The organism is uncultured Roseivirga sp. (assembly GCF_963973945.1).
In the GTDB taxonomy this organism is placed as follows: domain Bacteria; phylum Bacteroidota; class Bacteroidia; order Cytophagales; family Cyclobacteriaceae; genus Roseivirga.
The window spans coordinates 58,885-73,858 of record NZ_CAXBBV010000008.1 but is presented as its reverse complement, the minus strand read 5'-3'; the positions used below and the strand labels follow the sequence as shown (position 1 = coordinate 73,858).

The 14,974-nt window shown below is 39.6% G+C and carries 13 protein-coding genes; 7 read left to right on the top strand and 6 right to left on the bottom strand.

Going from position 1 to position 14,974, the window contains the following annotated elements:
* The first annotated feature begins 72 nt into the window (after positions 1 to 72).
* Positions 73 to 906 (top strand): hypothetical protein, encoded by an 834-nt coding sequence (locus AAC026_RS13700; RefSeq protein ID WP_339699044.1) that lies wholly within the window; start codon positions 73 to 75, stop codon positions 904 to 906.
* A 1-nt stretch (position 907) separates the two neighbouring features.
* Here the strand turns inward: AAC026_RS13700 and AAC026_RS13695 are convergent, their stop codons facing one another.
* Positions 908 to 1,963, bottom strand: coding sequence for a DEAD/DEAH box helicase (locus AAC026_RS13695; protein WP_339607881.1), 1,056 nt, complete (start codon positions 1,961 to 1,963; stop codon positions 908 to 910).
* A gap of 159 nt (positions 1,964 to 2,122) precedes the next feature.
* Between AAC026_RS13695 and mog the strand changes: the two genes are divergently transcribed.
* From mog to dcd, 4 genes are all read left to right on the top strand, one after another.
* Positions 2,123 to 2,650 (top strand): molybdopterin adenylyltransferase, encoded by a 528-nt coding sequence (mog, locus tag AAC026_RS13690; protein ID WP_339699041.1) that lies wholly within the window; start codon positions 2,123 to 2,125, stop codon positions 2,648 to 2,650.
* Positions 2,651 to 2,829: 179 nt separating this feature from the next.
* A complete protein-coding gene (folE, locus tag AAC026_RS13685; RefSeq protein WP_339699038.1) occupies positions 2,830 to 3,522 on the top strand; it encodes a GTP cyclohydrolase I FolE in 693 nt (230 codons plus the stop codon).
* The gene (gene cysS, locus AAC026_RS13680) at positions 3,519 to 5,030 is read left to right on the top strand and encodes a cysteine--tRNA ligase (RefSeq protein WP_339699036.1); all 1,512 of its coding nucleotides are present in this window, start codon (positions 3,519 to 3,521) and stop codon (positions 5,028 to 5,030) included. Before folE ends, cysS begins: the two co-directional genes overlap by 4 nt.
* 4 nt (positions 5,031 to 5,034) lie before the next feature.
* Positions 5,035 to 5,562 (top strand): dCTP deaminase, encoded by a 528-nt coding sequence (gene dcd, locus AAC026_RS13675; RefSeq protein WP_339607885.1) that lies wholly within the window; start codon positions 5,035 to 5,037, stop codon positions 5,560 to 5,562.
* A 22-nt stretch (positions 5,563 to 5,584) separates the two neighbouring features.
* Here the strand turns inward: dcd and AAC026_RS13670 are convergent, their stop codons facing one another.
* The 3 genes from AAC026_RS13670 to AAC026_RS13660 form a co-directional block, all read right to left on the bottom strand.
* The gene (locus tag AAC026_RS13670; protein ID WP_339699033.1) at positions 5,585 to 6,238 is read right to left on the bottom strand and encodes a response regulator transcription factor; all 654 of its coding nucleotides are present in this window, start codon (positions 6,236 to 6,238) and stop codon (positions 5,585 to 5,587) included.
* 39 nt (positions 6,239 to 6,277) lie between these two features.
* A complete protein-coding gene (locus AAC026_RS13665) occupies positions 6,278 to 8,242 on the bottom strand; it encodes a tetratricopeptide repeat protein (RefSeq protein WP_339699030.1) in 1,965 nt (654 codons plus the stop codon).
* Between the two features lie 277 nt (positions 8,243 to 8,519).
* Positions 8,520 to 9,521, bottom strand: a complete 1,002-nt coding sequence (locus AAC026_RS13660; protein ID WP_339699027.1) for a hypothetical protein — start codon at positions 9,519 to 9,521, stop codon at positions 8,520 to 8,522.
* 620 nt (positions 9,522 to 10,141) lie between these two features.
* On the opposite strand from AAC026_RS13660, the gene AAC026_RS13655 reads away from it, so the two are divergent.
* Positions 10,142 to 11,374 carry a TRAFs-binding domain-containing protein gene (locus AAC026_RS13655; protein WP_339699024.1) on the top strand — a complete coding sequence of 411 codons (1,233 nt, stop codon included), beginning with the start codon at positions 10,142 to 10,144 and terminating at the stop codon, positions 11,372 to 11,374.
* A gap of 6 nt (positions 11,375 to 11,380) precedes the next feature.
* Complete coding sequence (locus AAC026_RS13650; RefSeq protein ID WP_339699022.1) at positions 11,381 to 11,782, top strand: TIR domain-containing protein; 402 nt, start codon at positions 11,381 to 11,383, stop codon at positions 11,780 to 11,782.
* Positions 11,783 to 11,954: 172 nt separating this feature from the next.
* Here AAC026_RS13650 and AAC026_RS13645 read toward each other — a convergent pair whose 3' ends face one another.
* Together AAC026_RS13645 and AAC026_RS13640 are read right to left on the bottom strand one after the other, a co-directional pair.
* Positions 11,955 to 12,986 (bottom strand): hypothetical protein, encoded by a 1,032-nt coding sequence (locus AAC026_RS13645; protein WP_339699020.1) that lies wholly within the window; start codon positions 12,984 to 12,986, stop codon positions 11,955 to 11,957.
* A 5-nt stretch (positions 12,987 to 12,991) separates the two neighbouring features.
* Positions 12,992 to 14,845, bottom strand: a complete 1,854-nt coding sequence (locus AAC026_RS13640) for a hypothetical protein (RefSeq protein ID WP_339699017.1) — start codon at positions 14,843 to 14,845, stop codon at positions 12,992 to 12,994.
* Positions 14,846 to 14,974 lie beyond the last annotated feature (129 nt).

The following is a 14,974-nucleotide window of genomic DNA, read 5'->3' as shown; positions in this document are numbered from 1 at the left end:
ACATTTAAAATTGTGAGCAGAAATTCGTAGTTTGTAAAGACCAATCGTCAATTTTAATTAGCTTTCTGAACCATGATCATCAATAAATTCCCTGGAACCCACATCACGGCAGAATTACTCAACCCAAAGCATTCCAACTTTTGTGAGGTATTTTACGAAAGTCCACCGCTTCAGCCAGAAGTAGTTATGGGGTCAGTAAACGCTGGAACTTCCTACACAGGGTCTTTATTTGAAATGGGGCAAGAAGGTATGACAGGCGCTTTTTATGGCATCCTCAGTGTACAACAAAATTTTGTAGGAAAGCACCCTTATCAGAAAATACACAAAACATTACACCGTCTTGCCGAAAATAATGAGACCGCTTTTATAGATGACTTCGATAGTGATTTTGGGGTGCAGTTTGCGCTTGTTCAAAAGCCACCAATAGATACAGCTTGTATTGATTTTGACGGAACGGTTTTCGTAGATGTTTTCAAAGATCATTTACGCCCCTATCAAATAGATGCCAATTATGCCATGATTTACGTGGTGCCTCCCCTAGCCGATTTGTACAGCACCCCAAACGATTTTTTGAATGCTATTGAAGACACTGCTGAAAACATTATCAGGGCTGTAATGTACTACAACAAAAATTTCACACTACACAACAGTCCAAATAGCCTAAAGCTAAAGCCTATCAATACAATTAGAGTATGCTTGTTCAGCGCAGGCTACTTCAATTCATTCCAGATGTCGCACGACCAAATTGCTTCATACATCTATCATGGAATTGCCAGCCAACTGCATAGCGCAGAAACTTACATCGTTAACGTTCAATTCGAAAACAACTACCATGAGGTGATGGCTACTGGGCTAAAATCAGAAACTCAAGACTTTAGTATTTTAAGAAAGCTAATGGCTGAATGAATTAACTCAACGGTTTAATCTTGATCTTTAATTCCTTTTCGATTTCGAAAATTTTAGACTTCTCTTTTTCAGAAATGAATAAGATCGAAGTTCCTTTCAGTCCAGCACGGCCCGTTCTTCCACTACGGTGGGTATAATATTCAATTTGCTGCGGAAGTTGATAGTGCAATACAAAGCTCAAGCCTTTTACATCGATACCACGAGCAGCAATATCGGTAGCCACCAAAAGCTCAACTTTTTCGCTCTTGAACATACGCATTACCTTATCGCGGTCGCGTTGGCCCATATCGCCTTCAATTACATCTACAGCAATATTCTTGGCCAAAAGCTGCTTGGTTAGAATACGAGCTGCATTTTTAGTTTGGCAGAAAATCATTCCTCGTTCGTCTTTATGATACGATAAGAAATGATTGATTTCCTGTACCTTATCTTTCGATTGGCAAACCACATACTCATGACTGATATTGGCATTTACACCAGCACTTCTACCTACTTCTATTTTCTGAGCATTATTTCTTAAGAACTTCGAGATAATTTCTCTAATTCCATCAGGCATGGTAGCCGAGAATAGCCAAATGGTTCGTTCGGCAGGAACAAAATCAAGAATACTGTGCATATCTTGTTTAAAGCCCATGCTCAACATTTCGTCCGCTTCGTCCATCACCACGTACTTCACCTGAGAAATATCAATCACTTCTCTTTTGATCAAATCCATTAAGCGACCAGGAGTGGCAACAACAATATGCGTAGGTCGTTGTAGGCGCTGAATTTGAACTTGCATATCGGCACCACCATATACCGCTTCAATAAAAATCTTATCGGTGTACTTGGTGAATTTAAATAGCTGCTTCGCTATTTGCTGGCATAACTCACGTGTTGGCGCTAAAATCAAACCTTGAATAGTCTGTTTCTTTGCATCAATTTTCTGAAGCAATGGCAAACCAAAAGCCGCGGTTTTACCCGTTCCCGTCTGCGCCTGACCAATAAAGTCCGTGTTTTGCTGAAGCAGAATTGGGATGGAAAGCGACTGAACCTGAGATGGTTCAAGGATATTCATTTCGCTTAAACCTTTGATTAAATCTTTGGATATGCCGAGTTCGGAAAATGTAGTCACTGTTTGTTTTATTTTATTCAGCCACAAAGGTAGAACGAATACTTCGCATTAAAGCATTGGATTCTTCTTTCAACCTGACTTATTTGCATCAAAACAAGGAACATGGAAGTTAAAATAGGAATAATCACAGTATCAGATCGAGCCAGTAAAGGAACCTACGAAGATCTTTCTGGCCCTGCCATTATCGACACCCTTAACGAATACCTCATTTCTAAGTGGGAACCTGTTTATCATGTGATTCCAGATGAACAACATTTAATTGAAAGTACCATCAAACAAATGGCAGATAAAGAACACTGTTCTTTAATCGTTACCACAGGCGGAACAGGCCCTGCTCCACGCGATGTAACCCCCGAAGCCACAGAATCCGTCTGCCATAAAATGCTGCCAGGTTTTGGTGAACTAATGCGTCAAGAAAGTCTGAAATACGTGCCCACAGCCATTTTATCAAGGCAAACGGCAGGTATCAGAGGAAAGTCGCTCGTAGTGAATTTACCAGGCAAACCTAAGTCGATAAGAGAATGCCTCGATGCTGTATTCCCTGCTATCCCCTATTGTATCGATTTGATTGGCGGAGCGTTTATCGAAACCAAGCCCGAAATAATGAAGGTTTTCAGACCAAAACAGTAGTTAGAAAGGGATAGTAAACGGCTTTTGAACTACATAGAGCAATACCATGTTTAAAGGCTGCATTGGGCATTAATCATTTTTGAAATCCCGTTTCAAAAGCCAGTCAATTAATTGTACTTTTGCACAACTTTTCTGCTTACGGGCAGTATAAACGATTCATTGTTTTAGGTAATCAATAAATGAAAAACAAAAACGGTAAAAGTTCAGAGGATTTGTTGAAGCAAATTGAAGAGATGGGTGACGATCACGTGATGTCCTCTATTGAAACACCGATGCGCGAAGGTGCTTTTGACTTATCAGACGAAGAGAAAATCGCTATTATTCAAGCCCACTTCGAAAAAATCATGCACACTTTAGGTTTAGACCTAACCGATGATAGTTTAAGTGGAACGCCAAAGCGAGTGGCCAAGCTTTACGTAAAGGAGCTTTTTAAAGGCTTAAAACCTGAGAATAAGCCATCGCTTTCTACTTTTCAGAACAAGTATGAATACAGTGAAATGCTCGTTGAAAAGAACATTACACTATACTCAAACTGTGAGCATCACTTCCTACCTATTGTGGGTAAAGCCCATGTGGCGTACATTCCAAACGGAAACGTAATAGGCCTTTCTAAAATCAATAGAATTGTAGATTATTACTCAAGAAGACCTCAAGTGCAAGAGCGTTTGGCTTTGCAAATTCTTGATGAAATGAAAAGTGCTCTAAACACCGAAGATGTAGCAGTATATATTGATGCCGAACACATGTGTGTAAGCTCTAGAGGTGTGTCAGACCAATCTTCATCTACGGTTACGGTAGAATACAGCGGTAAATTCAAAGAAGAAGAAACCAAAAGAGAATTTTTAACTTACGTGAACGACAAGCTTAAATGAGCCTGATTGAACAATATCCAATTTCAGTATACAACTCTCTCACAAAACAAAAAGAGGCTTTCAAGCCACTAGTAGAAAGCCGAGTGGGCATGTATGTATGTGGACCCACCGTGTATAGCGATGTCCATTTGGGTAATGTTCGCACCTTTCTTTCTTTCGATATTGTTTTTAGGTACCTCAAGTTTTTGGGCTACAAAGTACGCTATGTGCGTAACATCACCGATGTGGGTCACCTTGTAGGCGATGCCGATGAAGGAGAAGATAAAATTGCAAAAAAGGCTCGTTTAGAAGAAATTGAACCTATGGAAGTGGTGCAGAAATACACCAATGGCTTCCATGATGTAATGCAAATTTTCAATATTCAAGCGCCTTCTATTGAACCTACGGCCACCGGCCATTTAATAGAACAAATTGAATTTATTAAGAGGATCATTGAAAATGGATTTGCCTATGAAAAAGATGGCTCAGTCTACTTCAATGTAAGAAAATACAACGAAGCACACGAATACGGAGAGCTTTCGGGCAGAAACGTAGACGATATGCTTTCGAACACGCGTGCTTTGGCTGGCCAAGACCAAAAAGCCGATCCATTGGATTTCGCTTTATGGAAAAAGGCTGAAGCAGGACACTTAATGCATTGGCCATCGCCTTGGAGCGAAGGTTTTCCAGGTTGGCATTTGGAATGCTCTGCCATGAGCACAAAATACTTGGGTCAGTCTTTCGATATTCACGGAGGAGGAATGGATTTAAAATTCCCGCACCACGAAGCTGAGATTGCCCAAAACAAAGGCTGTCACCATACTGGAGGAGCCAATTATTGGATTCATGCCAACATGCTTACCGTAAACGGTCGCAAAATGGCAAAAAGTGAAGGCAATGGTTTTACTCCAGAAGAACTGATTACAGGAAACCACAAACTTTTGGAGCGTGGTTATAGCCCAATGACGGTGCGTTTCTTTATGCTTCAAAGTCATTATGCCAGCACGCTAGACTTCAGTAACGAAGCCTTGCAGGCCGCAGAAAAAGGCTTTAAGCGTTTAATGGCCAGCGTTCAATTGATCGATAAATTGCCAGCTGCTGGAACTGGAAAGGTTTCTAAAGAGAAATCTGAAGAGCTGAAAGGTTTTATCGACCAAGCCATACAAAATTTGAGCGATGACTTTAATACAGCAAAAGCGATTGCTTCTTTGTTTGAAATCAGTTCTAAAGTTAACACCTACTATCAAAACCCTTCGGAACTGGCTGAAATTGATGCGGAAGCTTTTGACTTTGTGACAACTAAATTTAAAGCCATTATTAACGATGTGCTAGGCCTAGTTTCTGAAACCGAAAATGCCGCTCAAAACAATGTTTTAGAGGGCGCAATGGAGGTTTTGATCAATCTTAGAAAAGAAGCCAAGTTTTCTAAAAACTATGCGCTTTCAGATAAAATTAGAGATGACCTCAAAAATGTGGGCATTCAATTAAAAGACGAAAAAGGAGGGGAAACCTCTTTTACCATAGACTAATCATATGATTCTTTCAGGAAGGGAAATTCAAAGAGAAATGGGCAAAGGCATCAATATAGAGCCTTTTAGTCCTTCTCAGCTTAACCCAAATAGCTATAACCTAAAGTTACATCACGAGCTGCTCACTTATTCCAACAACGAGTTGGATATGAAGCAACCTAACCCAACAGAAAAACTGATTATTCCTGAAGAAGGGTTACTGTTAGAAACCAATAAGCTTTACTTGGGTCGTACGGTGGAGCACACCGAAACTTCTAAGTTTGTGCCTATGCTGGAAGGCCGTTCTTCTATCGGGCGCTTAGGCTTGTTTATTCACGTTACTGCTGGCTTTGGCGATGTAGGCTTCAACGGTTTCTGGACTTTGGAGATTTTCTGTGTACAACCGATTAGAATCTATTCAGGTGTAGAAATTTGTCAGATTTTCTATCACACCATTGAAGGGGATTACGATACGTACAAAGAAGGCAAGTATCAGAACAACCAAGGTATTCAGCCAAGTTTACTTTATAAGGATTTCGAGAAAAAGGCTTAATCTGAAAAAAACTGAGCTTGGGTCAGATCAAGCTTTGCCTTCTGGCCTTTTGAACGGCCTCTAGCTTATTATGCACTTGTAGTTTTTTGTAGATATTTTCGATGTGCTTTCTTACTGTACTGGGCGAAAGAAACAGGTTATTGGCAATTACAGTATAGCTCAGCCCTTCGGCCAATTGCTCTAGTACTTCTTGTTCACGCGTACTTAAACCCACAATATCTTCTTCGATTCGGAGTGAGTCTTGTTTTTCAGGATACCGAAGCAATTTTAACGTTTTCACTGCAATTGAAGGGCTCATGGCTGCGCCTCCCTCAATGGTTTCTACAATGGCTTTGTATAATTTATCTCCTTCAATTTCCTTTAGTAAGTAACCATCGGCTCCACCACGAATGGCATTGAAGATGTTCTCATCATTATCGAAAACCGTGAGCATAAGCACCTTGATATGAGGGTATTTCTGCTTGACAATGTTCACGGTTTCAATACCATCGAGTACAGGCATTTCAATGTCCATCAATACCAAATCAAGGTTATGGTTCTTTTCTAGTTTGGCTAAAAACTCACTTCCGTTATGAACAGTGTATTTAATATCTAAATCACTAAAAGGAGACAGTTTCTCATTAATAGCCCTCGCTAAAAAGGTATTATCATCTACTATGGCTAACCTTGTTCTCATACTTTTCACTGCCTTAATTGGTCTCCAATTTTAACATTTTTAAGCTTCTACACTTAACTCTACTTTTGTTCCCTCTCCTACTTTACTGCTAAGCTTAAATTCTATCCCGGCTTTTTCCGCTCTACTTTTCATAATATAAAGTCCGTTTCCAGCAGACTGTGTTTTGGTGTCAAAGCCTTTTCCGAAGTCTTCAATCACAATTTCCATCTTGCTTCCAACATCTTTAAAAGACACCACCACCTCTTTAGTTTCTGAGTGTTTTACGGCATTATTGATAGATTCTTGGATAATCCTGAACAGGTTCATTCCCACAAAAGCATTCAGCACCTTATCGCTATTGTCGCCAACTGTGCGTACGCTAATGGCATCATCAGTGGCATCGTGAATGGTAGCGGCCAATTGATTTGTACGCTCCTGAATGTCTTCCAAACTGATTTCATCCTTATTCATCGCCCAAATGGTATCGCGCAATTCAGAAATGGTAACTAAAGTGAACTGCTTCATTTGGGTTAGTTTCTCTGCCATAAACACCTCTCCTTTTTCGATATTGCGTTTTGCGGTATCTGTAATTGAGGTAATGTAGGTAAGTTGAGACCCGATATTATCGTGTAAATCGCGGGCAATACGAATACGTTGTTCCTTTAAATTTTCTTGTGCTTGCGCTTCTACCATGGCCTTTTGCAGTTCGGCCTCTCGTTTTTGCGCTTGTGCTTTCAACTTCTGATCTCTAAAAACCCCATAACCTATCACAAGAATAAGTATCACTAAGCCACCGCTGGCTAAAAGCAAGTTGTTTCGTTTTTTAATAATCAGCTCGTTTTCAACCAGTTCATTTTGTTGACGAAGGATTTCGTTTTCCTTTTGTTCTGTTTCGTATTGCTGCTTAAGCTTTAAAACTTCTTTGGCCTTATCGGTAATAAATAGGCTATCCTGAGCCGCATTACTCTTTTTCAGGTAAACTAATGCGTTTTGGTAGTTGCGCTCATTTTCATAAATGCTAGAAAGCGTGAGTGCTGTTTTTTGTTGAAAGATAAGCAGGTCATCATCCACCGCTCCTTGATATGCTTCTTTACCTAAGTTTGCCGCTTCGGTATAATTTCCTCTCTTATTTAATACATCTGCTAAATGCATCTTCAAGAATATTACCTCGTATCTATCTCCCCTTTCTTGCTGAAGTGCCAAGGCATTTTTAAGAGATTGCTCTGACTCATTTAACTGACCCAGTCCTTTTTGCGCAATACCTAAGTTGGTATAACTGTAAGCTACGACCAACCTTTGCCCAATAGACTGCCATAATTCCAGTGACTTTTTTGCATGCTGAAGTGCTTCTTGATAGCGCTCCTGATCATTATTGAGCAAGGATAAATTATTTTCAATTGCCGCCTGAAAAAACACATCGCCCAAAGCGCGATACATTTCTAAAGACTCCATATTCACCTTTTCCGACAACTCATACTCTTTAATGGTTCGGTATTGGCTGGCAATATTCAGCTTTACCGATGCGATTCTCTGCGAATCATTGGCGATTTCATAACGTCTGAGCGCCTTTAAGGAATAGTAAATAGCGGTATCTATAACGCCAGTGCGCTCATAGGCATTCGCCATATTGTGATATACAAAACTCAGTGTTTGCGAACCATTGGTAGAGTCTACCAAATTCATAGCGAGTTTATAAGACTTGATGGCATCCTCGTAATCTCCGGCCTCGGTTTTCAGAATGGCCAAATTCATTGATATTCTACCTTGAAGATCCTTATCTCCAAAAGCCTCTGCTTCTTTATAGGCTTGGCGAACGTAATGCCATGCACTATCTTTATTAATGGTTCGGTACTTAAAGCCTATATCTCCTAAAAACTCAATTCGCTCTTTTCCACTCTTCACAGAGAGGGAATCTTTAAGGGCATCGATAACCGATTGAGGTGTATTCTGTGCCTGTAAGTAGGCGCCCGTGAATAGTAGCAGCGAAATGGCTATTAGGAAACGAAGTTTATGGAATGAACGCATGTAATAAAAATAGAGAAGAATTTGAATTAGGGAAATTGAGCTTTAAAGTATTTGAAACATTTTTTCATTCATTACCCGATCAAGCCTTTATAAGATCAAACCTAATTTGATTATTAACAAGGTTTGGACTGAAGCGTACCTGAATTTCTTTCTGAAAACTGCTTTGAGAAGGGAAAGCAAATTAGAAATGGCGATAGAAACTCAAAAGGCAAAGCCCGCGAGTTCTGAATAAATTGAGAACCCAACGAGCTTATGCACATCACCATAAAAAGTATTCTCAATTGGCTTTAGCGGCCATTTCCTGAACAGTAGATTTTAAGAATGCATCTACTGCCATTTCAGCACCTTTTAAGTATTTAGAAGGATCGCAAACCACCGTAGCAAAATTGGTTTTCTCTCTATCTTCAACACTCCATACTCTCAAAACACCATAATCTGTTCCTAATTTATCTCTGTCGGCATTCATACCTGCCTCAAACTTTTGTCTTTCCAAAACATCCTCGATTTCCACTCCGCCTCTGGCCATGAAAGTTCCCATATCAAATCGGTTTGTACTGGCTTCATTCACCTTAAAATTGGTTTCCACCTTTACCTGTGCCGAACCTGCATGTCTGTTTAGCGTTTTAGACATCTCGCCTTGCCCATCTTCAAAAACAGTCACCTCAATCACTACTTTGTTCCAAATAAAGTCACGCTTCTGATTAACCACTTTGTTTTCGGTACCTTCTACATAATCGGCTAAACTGGCGATACCTGGTTTATTCTTATCGAATGTTTTAAGCGGAACAACAAATTTTTGCGTAGACGGTCTGGTCAGAATCACACCAAAGGCTTTGCCTTGCTCGGGTCCTTCACCTGCCTTTAACTCCCACCTTTTCTCACGGTTTTTCACAAAAGCGTTGTGGTTCCAAACTTCATCAATGGAAGCGATTTCAAAACCCTGAGCTTTTAAATCGTTCACGTACTGGGCATATAGCTGGTCAGTAAGTTTTTGCAAATCATCTGGGTTCAGACCATCGAGCACAACGGTAAGTGAAGCTTTGGCATCTCCCTTAATTCCACCTCGCCACATTTTCCCGCCCTTTTTCTCATCTTCTAAGGTAAGTGCAGTTTGATAGTTTACCTGAAAATCTGAAATGGCAACTCGTTTAGGACTCTTGCGATAATTCAGGTTAGCGGGCCCTAATTTTTTCACTTTAATTTCACCAACTGATTGCGCCTTGAGTGTTAAGCCAGCAAACATCGCGACTAGCATAAACAACCATAATTTCCTATTCATAATGTACCTCCTATTTTAATCTAAATTATAAATCAAACTTAGGCTGCTTGCTTACGGCATTCAATAGGGCAATTGACGTAATCTGCTTCGCAGAAGCAGGGAAACAGTGGATCGGTCATTAGTCATTGGGGGATTAGAGGATTAGTTATCAGTTAATCGGAAAAGAGGAAGAAAGTTCCGAGTTTATGGTTCATGGTTAAAAGTTGGGGTTAGCTCAAAAGCCAGCCATACAGCGTCCTGCTGAATTTATTTCAGCATCTCCCACGGCCTTGCACTTGACTAGAAAAATCGGTGATTGGTGTATTAGTTATCGGTTAATCGGATTTAGAGCTGAAACTCTGGCCTGTGTTGGTGACAATTGCTCAGCCGACTAATTCTAGCTCCAAAACCAACCTACCCTTGTAATTATTCTTTTAAATTCTTTTCTTCCGAGAAGAAAAACACGCATATACTTTTTAAACCCCTGTGTTTTTCTAGAAAATTCAAAAAGTGCACGTTATACAGTACCCGTTGGTTGGCTATAGTGCACTTTTCGTAAATTATTGGAAATATATCGTGCATAAAAGTGCAAGATAGCTAACGTTATGCGGCATACTAAAAAAACAACGAACAACTAAAAAATGGAAAAGATTTGTTTTGTGATTATGGGTTATGGAAAGAAAACAGACCCAACATTAGGTAAAACCTTCGACTTAGATGTCACATATAACACCATAATTAAACCAGCGGTAGAAAATGCAGGTTTTAAATGTATCAGAGGTGACGAGGTATTAGAGTCAGGTATAATAGACAAAAGTATGTATGCATTATTAATACATTCTGACCTTGTAATTGCAGATATAACGACATTTAACCCTAATGCAATTTATGAACTTGGCATTAGACACGCAGCACGCCCATTTTCTACAATAGTAATGAAAGAAAAGGATGGAAACATCCCATTTGATATTAACCACAACAAAACTTTCACATATACTCATATGGGCGAGGACATAGGGAGTAAAGAGGCTGAAAGATGTATTAGAGAATTAACTGAATTAATAAAGGAAGTAGACAGAAGTCAAGAAACCGACAGTCCTTTATTTCATCATATTCGAGGCGTAAAACCATATACCTTACCTGAAGAAGAGTACATTCAAGTCATTAAAGATTTGGCGGAGAAAGAGAAAAGCATTTTTGCCATTTCAGAGAAAGCTAAAATTGAAATGTCAAACAGTAACTTTAAAGAAGCTAAGAAACTATGGAGAAAACTCGTAGACAAGGTTGATAATGACACTTATTTCATCCAGCAACTTGCACTTTGTACTTACAAGGATAAAACAGTTAGCCCTAATGTTGCTCTAATTGACGCATTAGGCATAATAAAGCAGCTTGAACCCGATGATAGGAATACAATTGACCCAGAAACTTTAGGAATAACAGGCGCAATTTATAAGAGACTTTGGGAGAATAATCAAGACGAAATAGAATACCTTGATAGGGCAATAGATTATTACAAAAGAGGCTTCACAATTAATCAAGATTATTATACAGGTGAAAATTTTGCCTTATGCCTAAATCTAAAAGCTGAATTAATTGAGGATCCCGATGAAAAAGTATTTTTGAAGTTTTCTGCCAAAGAGACTAGAAAGGAAATTATCAAAATCATTAATCTTTTTGAAGAGGATGAAGATTTTGAGATTAGAAGTGATTTGATGTGGATTTATGCTACTTTATCAAATTGTTACTTTGGTATAGGAGAAAAAGAAAAACATAAAGAGTTTGAACAAAAATTTATGGAGTTAAGTCCAAAGGAATGGCAATTGGAAACATACCAAAAATCTCTTAATCAAATTAAGAATCTTTTAAAATAATAAAATATGGCAAAGACATACACTATTTTCATAAGCCACTCTTGGGCTTATATCGATGACCTAAACAGTCTGAAAAGACTATTAGAGAATAAAGGATATTTTAATGTGCAATTTGAAGAAGCGACACCTGACGTTCCAATAAATTCAGATAATGCATATTATATAAGACAACGATTAAAACAGAAAATATCAAATTCAGATGTCGTTCTAGGAATAGCAGGTATCTATGCATCTCATAGTGAATGGATGGTTTGGGAATTGGACAAGGCTTTGGGGTTAGGAAAACCTATTATTGGTGTTGTGCCTCGTGGAGCAGAGAGAGTATCAACAGTTATTTCATCAAGAGCAAATGAAGTTGTTAGGTGGAATACAGATAGTATTGTAGAAGCTATAAGAAAATGGGCTTAAAAAGTACGACCGCATAACATCACCTATACGCAAGCAGGGGTTTCGTGCTTCGTAGGACAGGCAAGTGGTAAATTTGAAGTTCAGTTCTTCGTAGGAAGCTCAGTGGTAAAAAGCCCTGCCTGCGTATAGCTGAGAACCGTTGGGTGCAAGCCGTTCGGACTTAACCATTCCCCTACCTCAAATGAAACTCTTCTTTGTCTAAAGTGACCAGACTTAAGTAGTGTTTACCCTGCTTTGGAGCGAATAAAATGACTTTATCACCAACTGAAAGCTTATCGTAAAGAAGGGTATTTACATTAATAGTGCCTCTGGTAGTCACTACCCTATTTACATTGCCCGAACGGTTAGAAGTGAAAGTCAATTTATCTTCTACCAAGGCTGTGTATCCTATTTTGTATCCGTAAAGCTTAGCATTGTTGTACCTTATGTAACTTCTCAACACCCTATAAAACTGACATAAGGGCACAAGCAGAAGCGGAAAAATCACCAACACGAAAGTCCATAAACCATTAGCGATTAACATCAGGTCAAAAATTAGCACAGGCCCCATAAACATAAACCGTCTATTCTTTTCGGCAGTATAAATACCCTTTATGGCCTCTAGGTCGCGGTCGCTGAGGCGAACTTCTTGAACTGTGCTTTCTAAAAACTTTCTATTCTCGGTTTTCTGCTCTTCCACTACTTTTTGATCGAAACCTGCAGGCTGTACTTCGGTCAGTTTTAAAGTAAGTTTAGATTTTGGCGCTTGGTCTAGCACCACTTGAGAACCAACTTTGGTTCGCGTATACTCTTTATACTCTACAGAATACTCTTCTCCATCGATGTATAAAAAGTAGCTTCTCGTGGTTTTAGTACTAGTTCCACTTGCCCCTCTTGAACCACCACTGCCTGTGGTGGTTGACGTGGTTACATTTAAGCGCTTGTCGGTAACTTTGCCTGTAATTCTATATTTAATACCTCTTTTTAAATCGATAGAAGCCGACCATATCATATAACCGATAATGCCGAAAAAGAATAAGCCAAATACAGCCAGCATAATTTTTCCGCTGCTGTCGCTACCGAAAGTTTCAAAAATATCTTCGAAAACAAAGGAGGCGAAAAGGCCAAACATCACCACCACCATGATTGGGAAAATCATCATGGGAATAAGGTGCCTTCTCAGCCTTTTAATGTCTTCTGGCGCTAAAGGAAGTTGTTCTTTCATTAACCTTAGCGAATGCTGCTCGATAAGTAAATACCGTCTAACGTATTGAAAACCAATTCATCTTTACTGGTTAAAGTGGTACTACCATCATCGAACTGATACATGCTTTCAGCATTGAAACTTGGAACAATTTCTATTTCGGTACAATCGCCTGTAGAAGTTGCGCAAGAGTTGAGGAACATCTGTCCGTTGAATTCGAATTGCACTGACAAAAACTTACCGTTGCTCATTTCAAATTCACTGGTTTTAAAACCAGCTGGAACTGCTTCGCCAGTTGTTGTATTCACACCGTTGACAATCCTCACCCAACTTTCTCCAAAGTTTTCACTAAAAGAGGAGATACCTGCACTACCCACATTATTGTTTATAGCCTGAACTTTACCATCAGAGCTCATAAATCTCGGACCGGTACCTGACAGGTTTGTGGCCGATCCGGTTACAAAGTTCCAACCAATACCATTGACAGACTCGTAGGCACGGATATCGACCGAATATGTTCTAGCTTGGGTACTTGGTGATATGTACACTTGCTGAACCAGTGTTAGCGCATGGTATTTTCCATCGGTGCCTTTGGTCACCAAGTTAGGTCTTATCGGGTCAGTAGATTCTTCGGTCCAGTTTCTGTTATCAGTACTGGTGTAAATCCCCTTTGAAGTGTAAGCCAGTGTTTTACTTTCGTCATGATAAATGCTTACTATTTCACCGATGGGCGAAGTGGCATAAGTTTTAGCACTAATGTCGTATACTTTATCGCTCACATAGGCGTAATTGCCCAATACATAAGTTTTTCCAAACATCTGATTTGAAGCATATTGAAAGTCGTACTCCAATGGCAGGTAAGACTTCGTCCCATTCGATTCCTTAATAATTCCGCTTTTAAAACGAGAGCCATTTTCTAAAAACCCTTGGCTGTACACCTTATCTCCTACTCGGCAAACAGCAAAGTCATGGTCAACTGGTTCTACCGTAGTGCCTGAAGCTACATACAACTTTTTCGCGCCCCACCTGTCGAAAATATTTACATAAGCATGGTCGCCAAAAAGCTTCATACCGCCTTCGGTGTTTTGCCAAATCTGATAATCGGCTGGGTAATTATAGTACCGAATTTCTTTACTTGGCGTAATAATGATTACTCCACCCTCTTTTGCATAAGCGAAGTGACCGTAGCTATAAGCAGTTTTCACTTTGTTTCTACTGAGTCCATTGCCATACACTTGTGAATAATTGAGGTTGGTTAAAGTAGCTTGGGTGAAGGTTTTTGTAGCTACATCAAACTCACCTATCACTCTATTATAGCTATCGAAAAAGCCCATTTTCTCACCCGAAGTACCTAGGTAGAAACTCTGGTCCATGGTTAGTCGAACTCCTGTACTTTCATAAGTGCCATTATTGTCGATAAAGAAAGTTTTGCCATTGGCACCATCATTCTGAATGTATATCAGTTTTCCTGAATCAGTTACCCCTGTGGCGTAATGCACAGCCGCAGAACCTGACCTGATATTGTTGAGGTCATAGACTCCTCCACCGCTTGTAACAAATAGTCCGCTATTGCTGATATTGGTTTGAGTCGAGATGCCACTGCCGTTTCCGTAGGTAAACAACTCTTGAACTGTTTCTCCGCCATCTTTAGAATAATAATTTTTTACCGTGGTGTTCTCCTGATACGAGAATATCATGTACTTCTCATTAGGGCTTACACTGATGTTTTCAGCAGCAGCAAAGGGAGAAAGCTCCATAATTTTCTTGAATGTGACGTTTTGTGCTGCCTTAATAGTTGGGTCTGTGTCTTCTTTGGGGTCGCAAGCAAAAACTGCTAAAATAGCAATTATGAGCACTAGGACTTTCTTTTCAAAATGCATGATTGAACGGTTTATGTACTCTACAAACTTACCTGCTCGCCCAAGCTGCTTCAATAAGGCAATTGCCGTAAAATTGGGAATGGAGTAAAAGTCAAAGAGGAAACTAAACCAATTTTACTCAGCTTAATT

Excerpts from the sequence above, each read along its gene's own strand:
- AAC026_RS13700 (WP_339699044.1), top strand. The coding sequence starts at position 73 with ATGATCATCAATAAATTCCCTGGAACCCACATCACGGCAGAATTACTC.
- AAC026_RS13695 (WP_339607881.1), bottom strand. The coding sequence starts at position 1,963 with ATGAATATCCTTGAACCATCTCAGGTTCAGTCGCTTTCCATCCCAATT.
- mog (WP_339699041.1), top strand. The coding sequence starts at position 2,123 with ATGGAAGTTAAAATAGGAATAATCACAGTATCAGATCGAGCCAGTAAA.
- folE (WP_339699038.1), top strand. The coding sequence starts at position 2,830 with ATGAAAAACAAAAACGGTAAAAGTTCAGAGGATTTGTTGAAGCAAATT.
- cysS (WP_339699036.1), top strand. The coding sequence starts at position 3,519 with ATGAGCCTGATTGAACAATATCCAATTTCAGTATACAACTCTCTCACA.
- dcd (WP_339607885.1), top strand. The coding sequence starts at position 5,035 with ATGATTCTTTCAGGAAGGGAAATTCAAAGAGAAATGGGCAAAGGCATC.
- AAC026_RS13670 (WP_339699033.1), bottom strand. The coding sequence starts at position 6,238 with ATGAGAACAAGGTTAGCCATAGTAGATGATAATACCTTTTTAGCGAGG.
- AAC026_RS13665 (WP_339699030.1), bottom strand. The coding sequence starts at position 8,242 with ATGCGTTCATTCCATAAACTTCGTTTCCTAATAGCCATTTCGCTGCTA.
- AAC026_RS13660 (WP_339699027.1), bottom strand. The coding sequence starts at position 9,521 with ATGAATAGGAAATTATGGTTGTTTATGCTAGTCGCGATGTTTGCTGGC.
- AAC026_RS13655 (WP_339699024.1), top strand. The coding sequence starts at position 10,142 with ATGGAAAAGATTTGTTTTGTGATTATGGGTTATGGAAAGAAAACAGAC.
- AAC026_RS13650 (WP_339699022.1), top strand. The coding sequence starts at position 11,381 with ATGGCAAAGACATACACTATTTTCATAAGCCACTCTTGGGCTTATATC.
- AAC026_RS13645 (WP_339699020.1), bottom strand. The coding sequence starts at position 12,986 with ATGAAAGAACAACTTCCTTTAGCGCCAGAAGACATTAAAAGGCTGAGA.
- AAC026_RS13640 (WP_339699017.1), bottom strand. The coding sequence starts at position 14,845 with ATGCATTTTGAAAAGAAAGTCCTAGTGCTCATAATTGCTATTTTAGCA.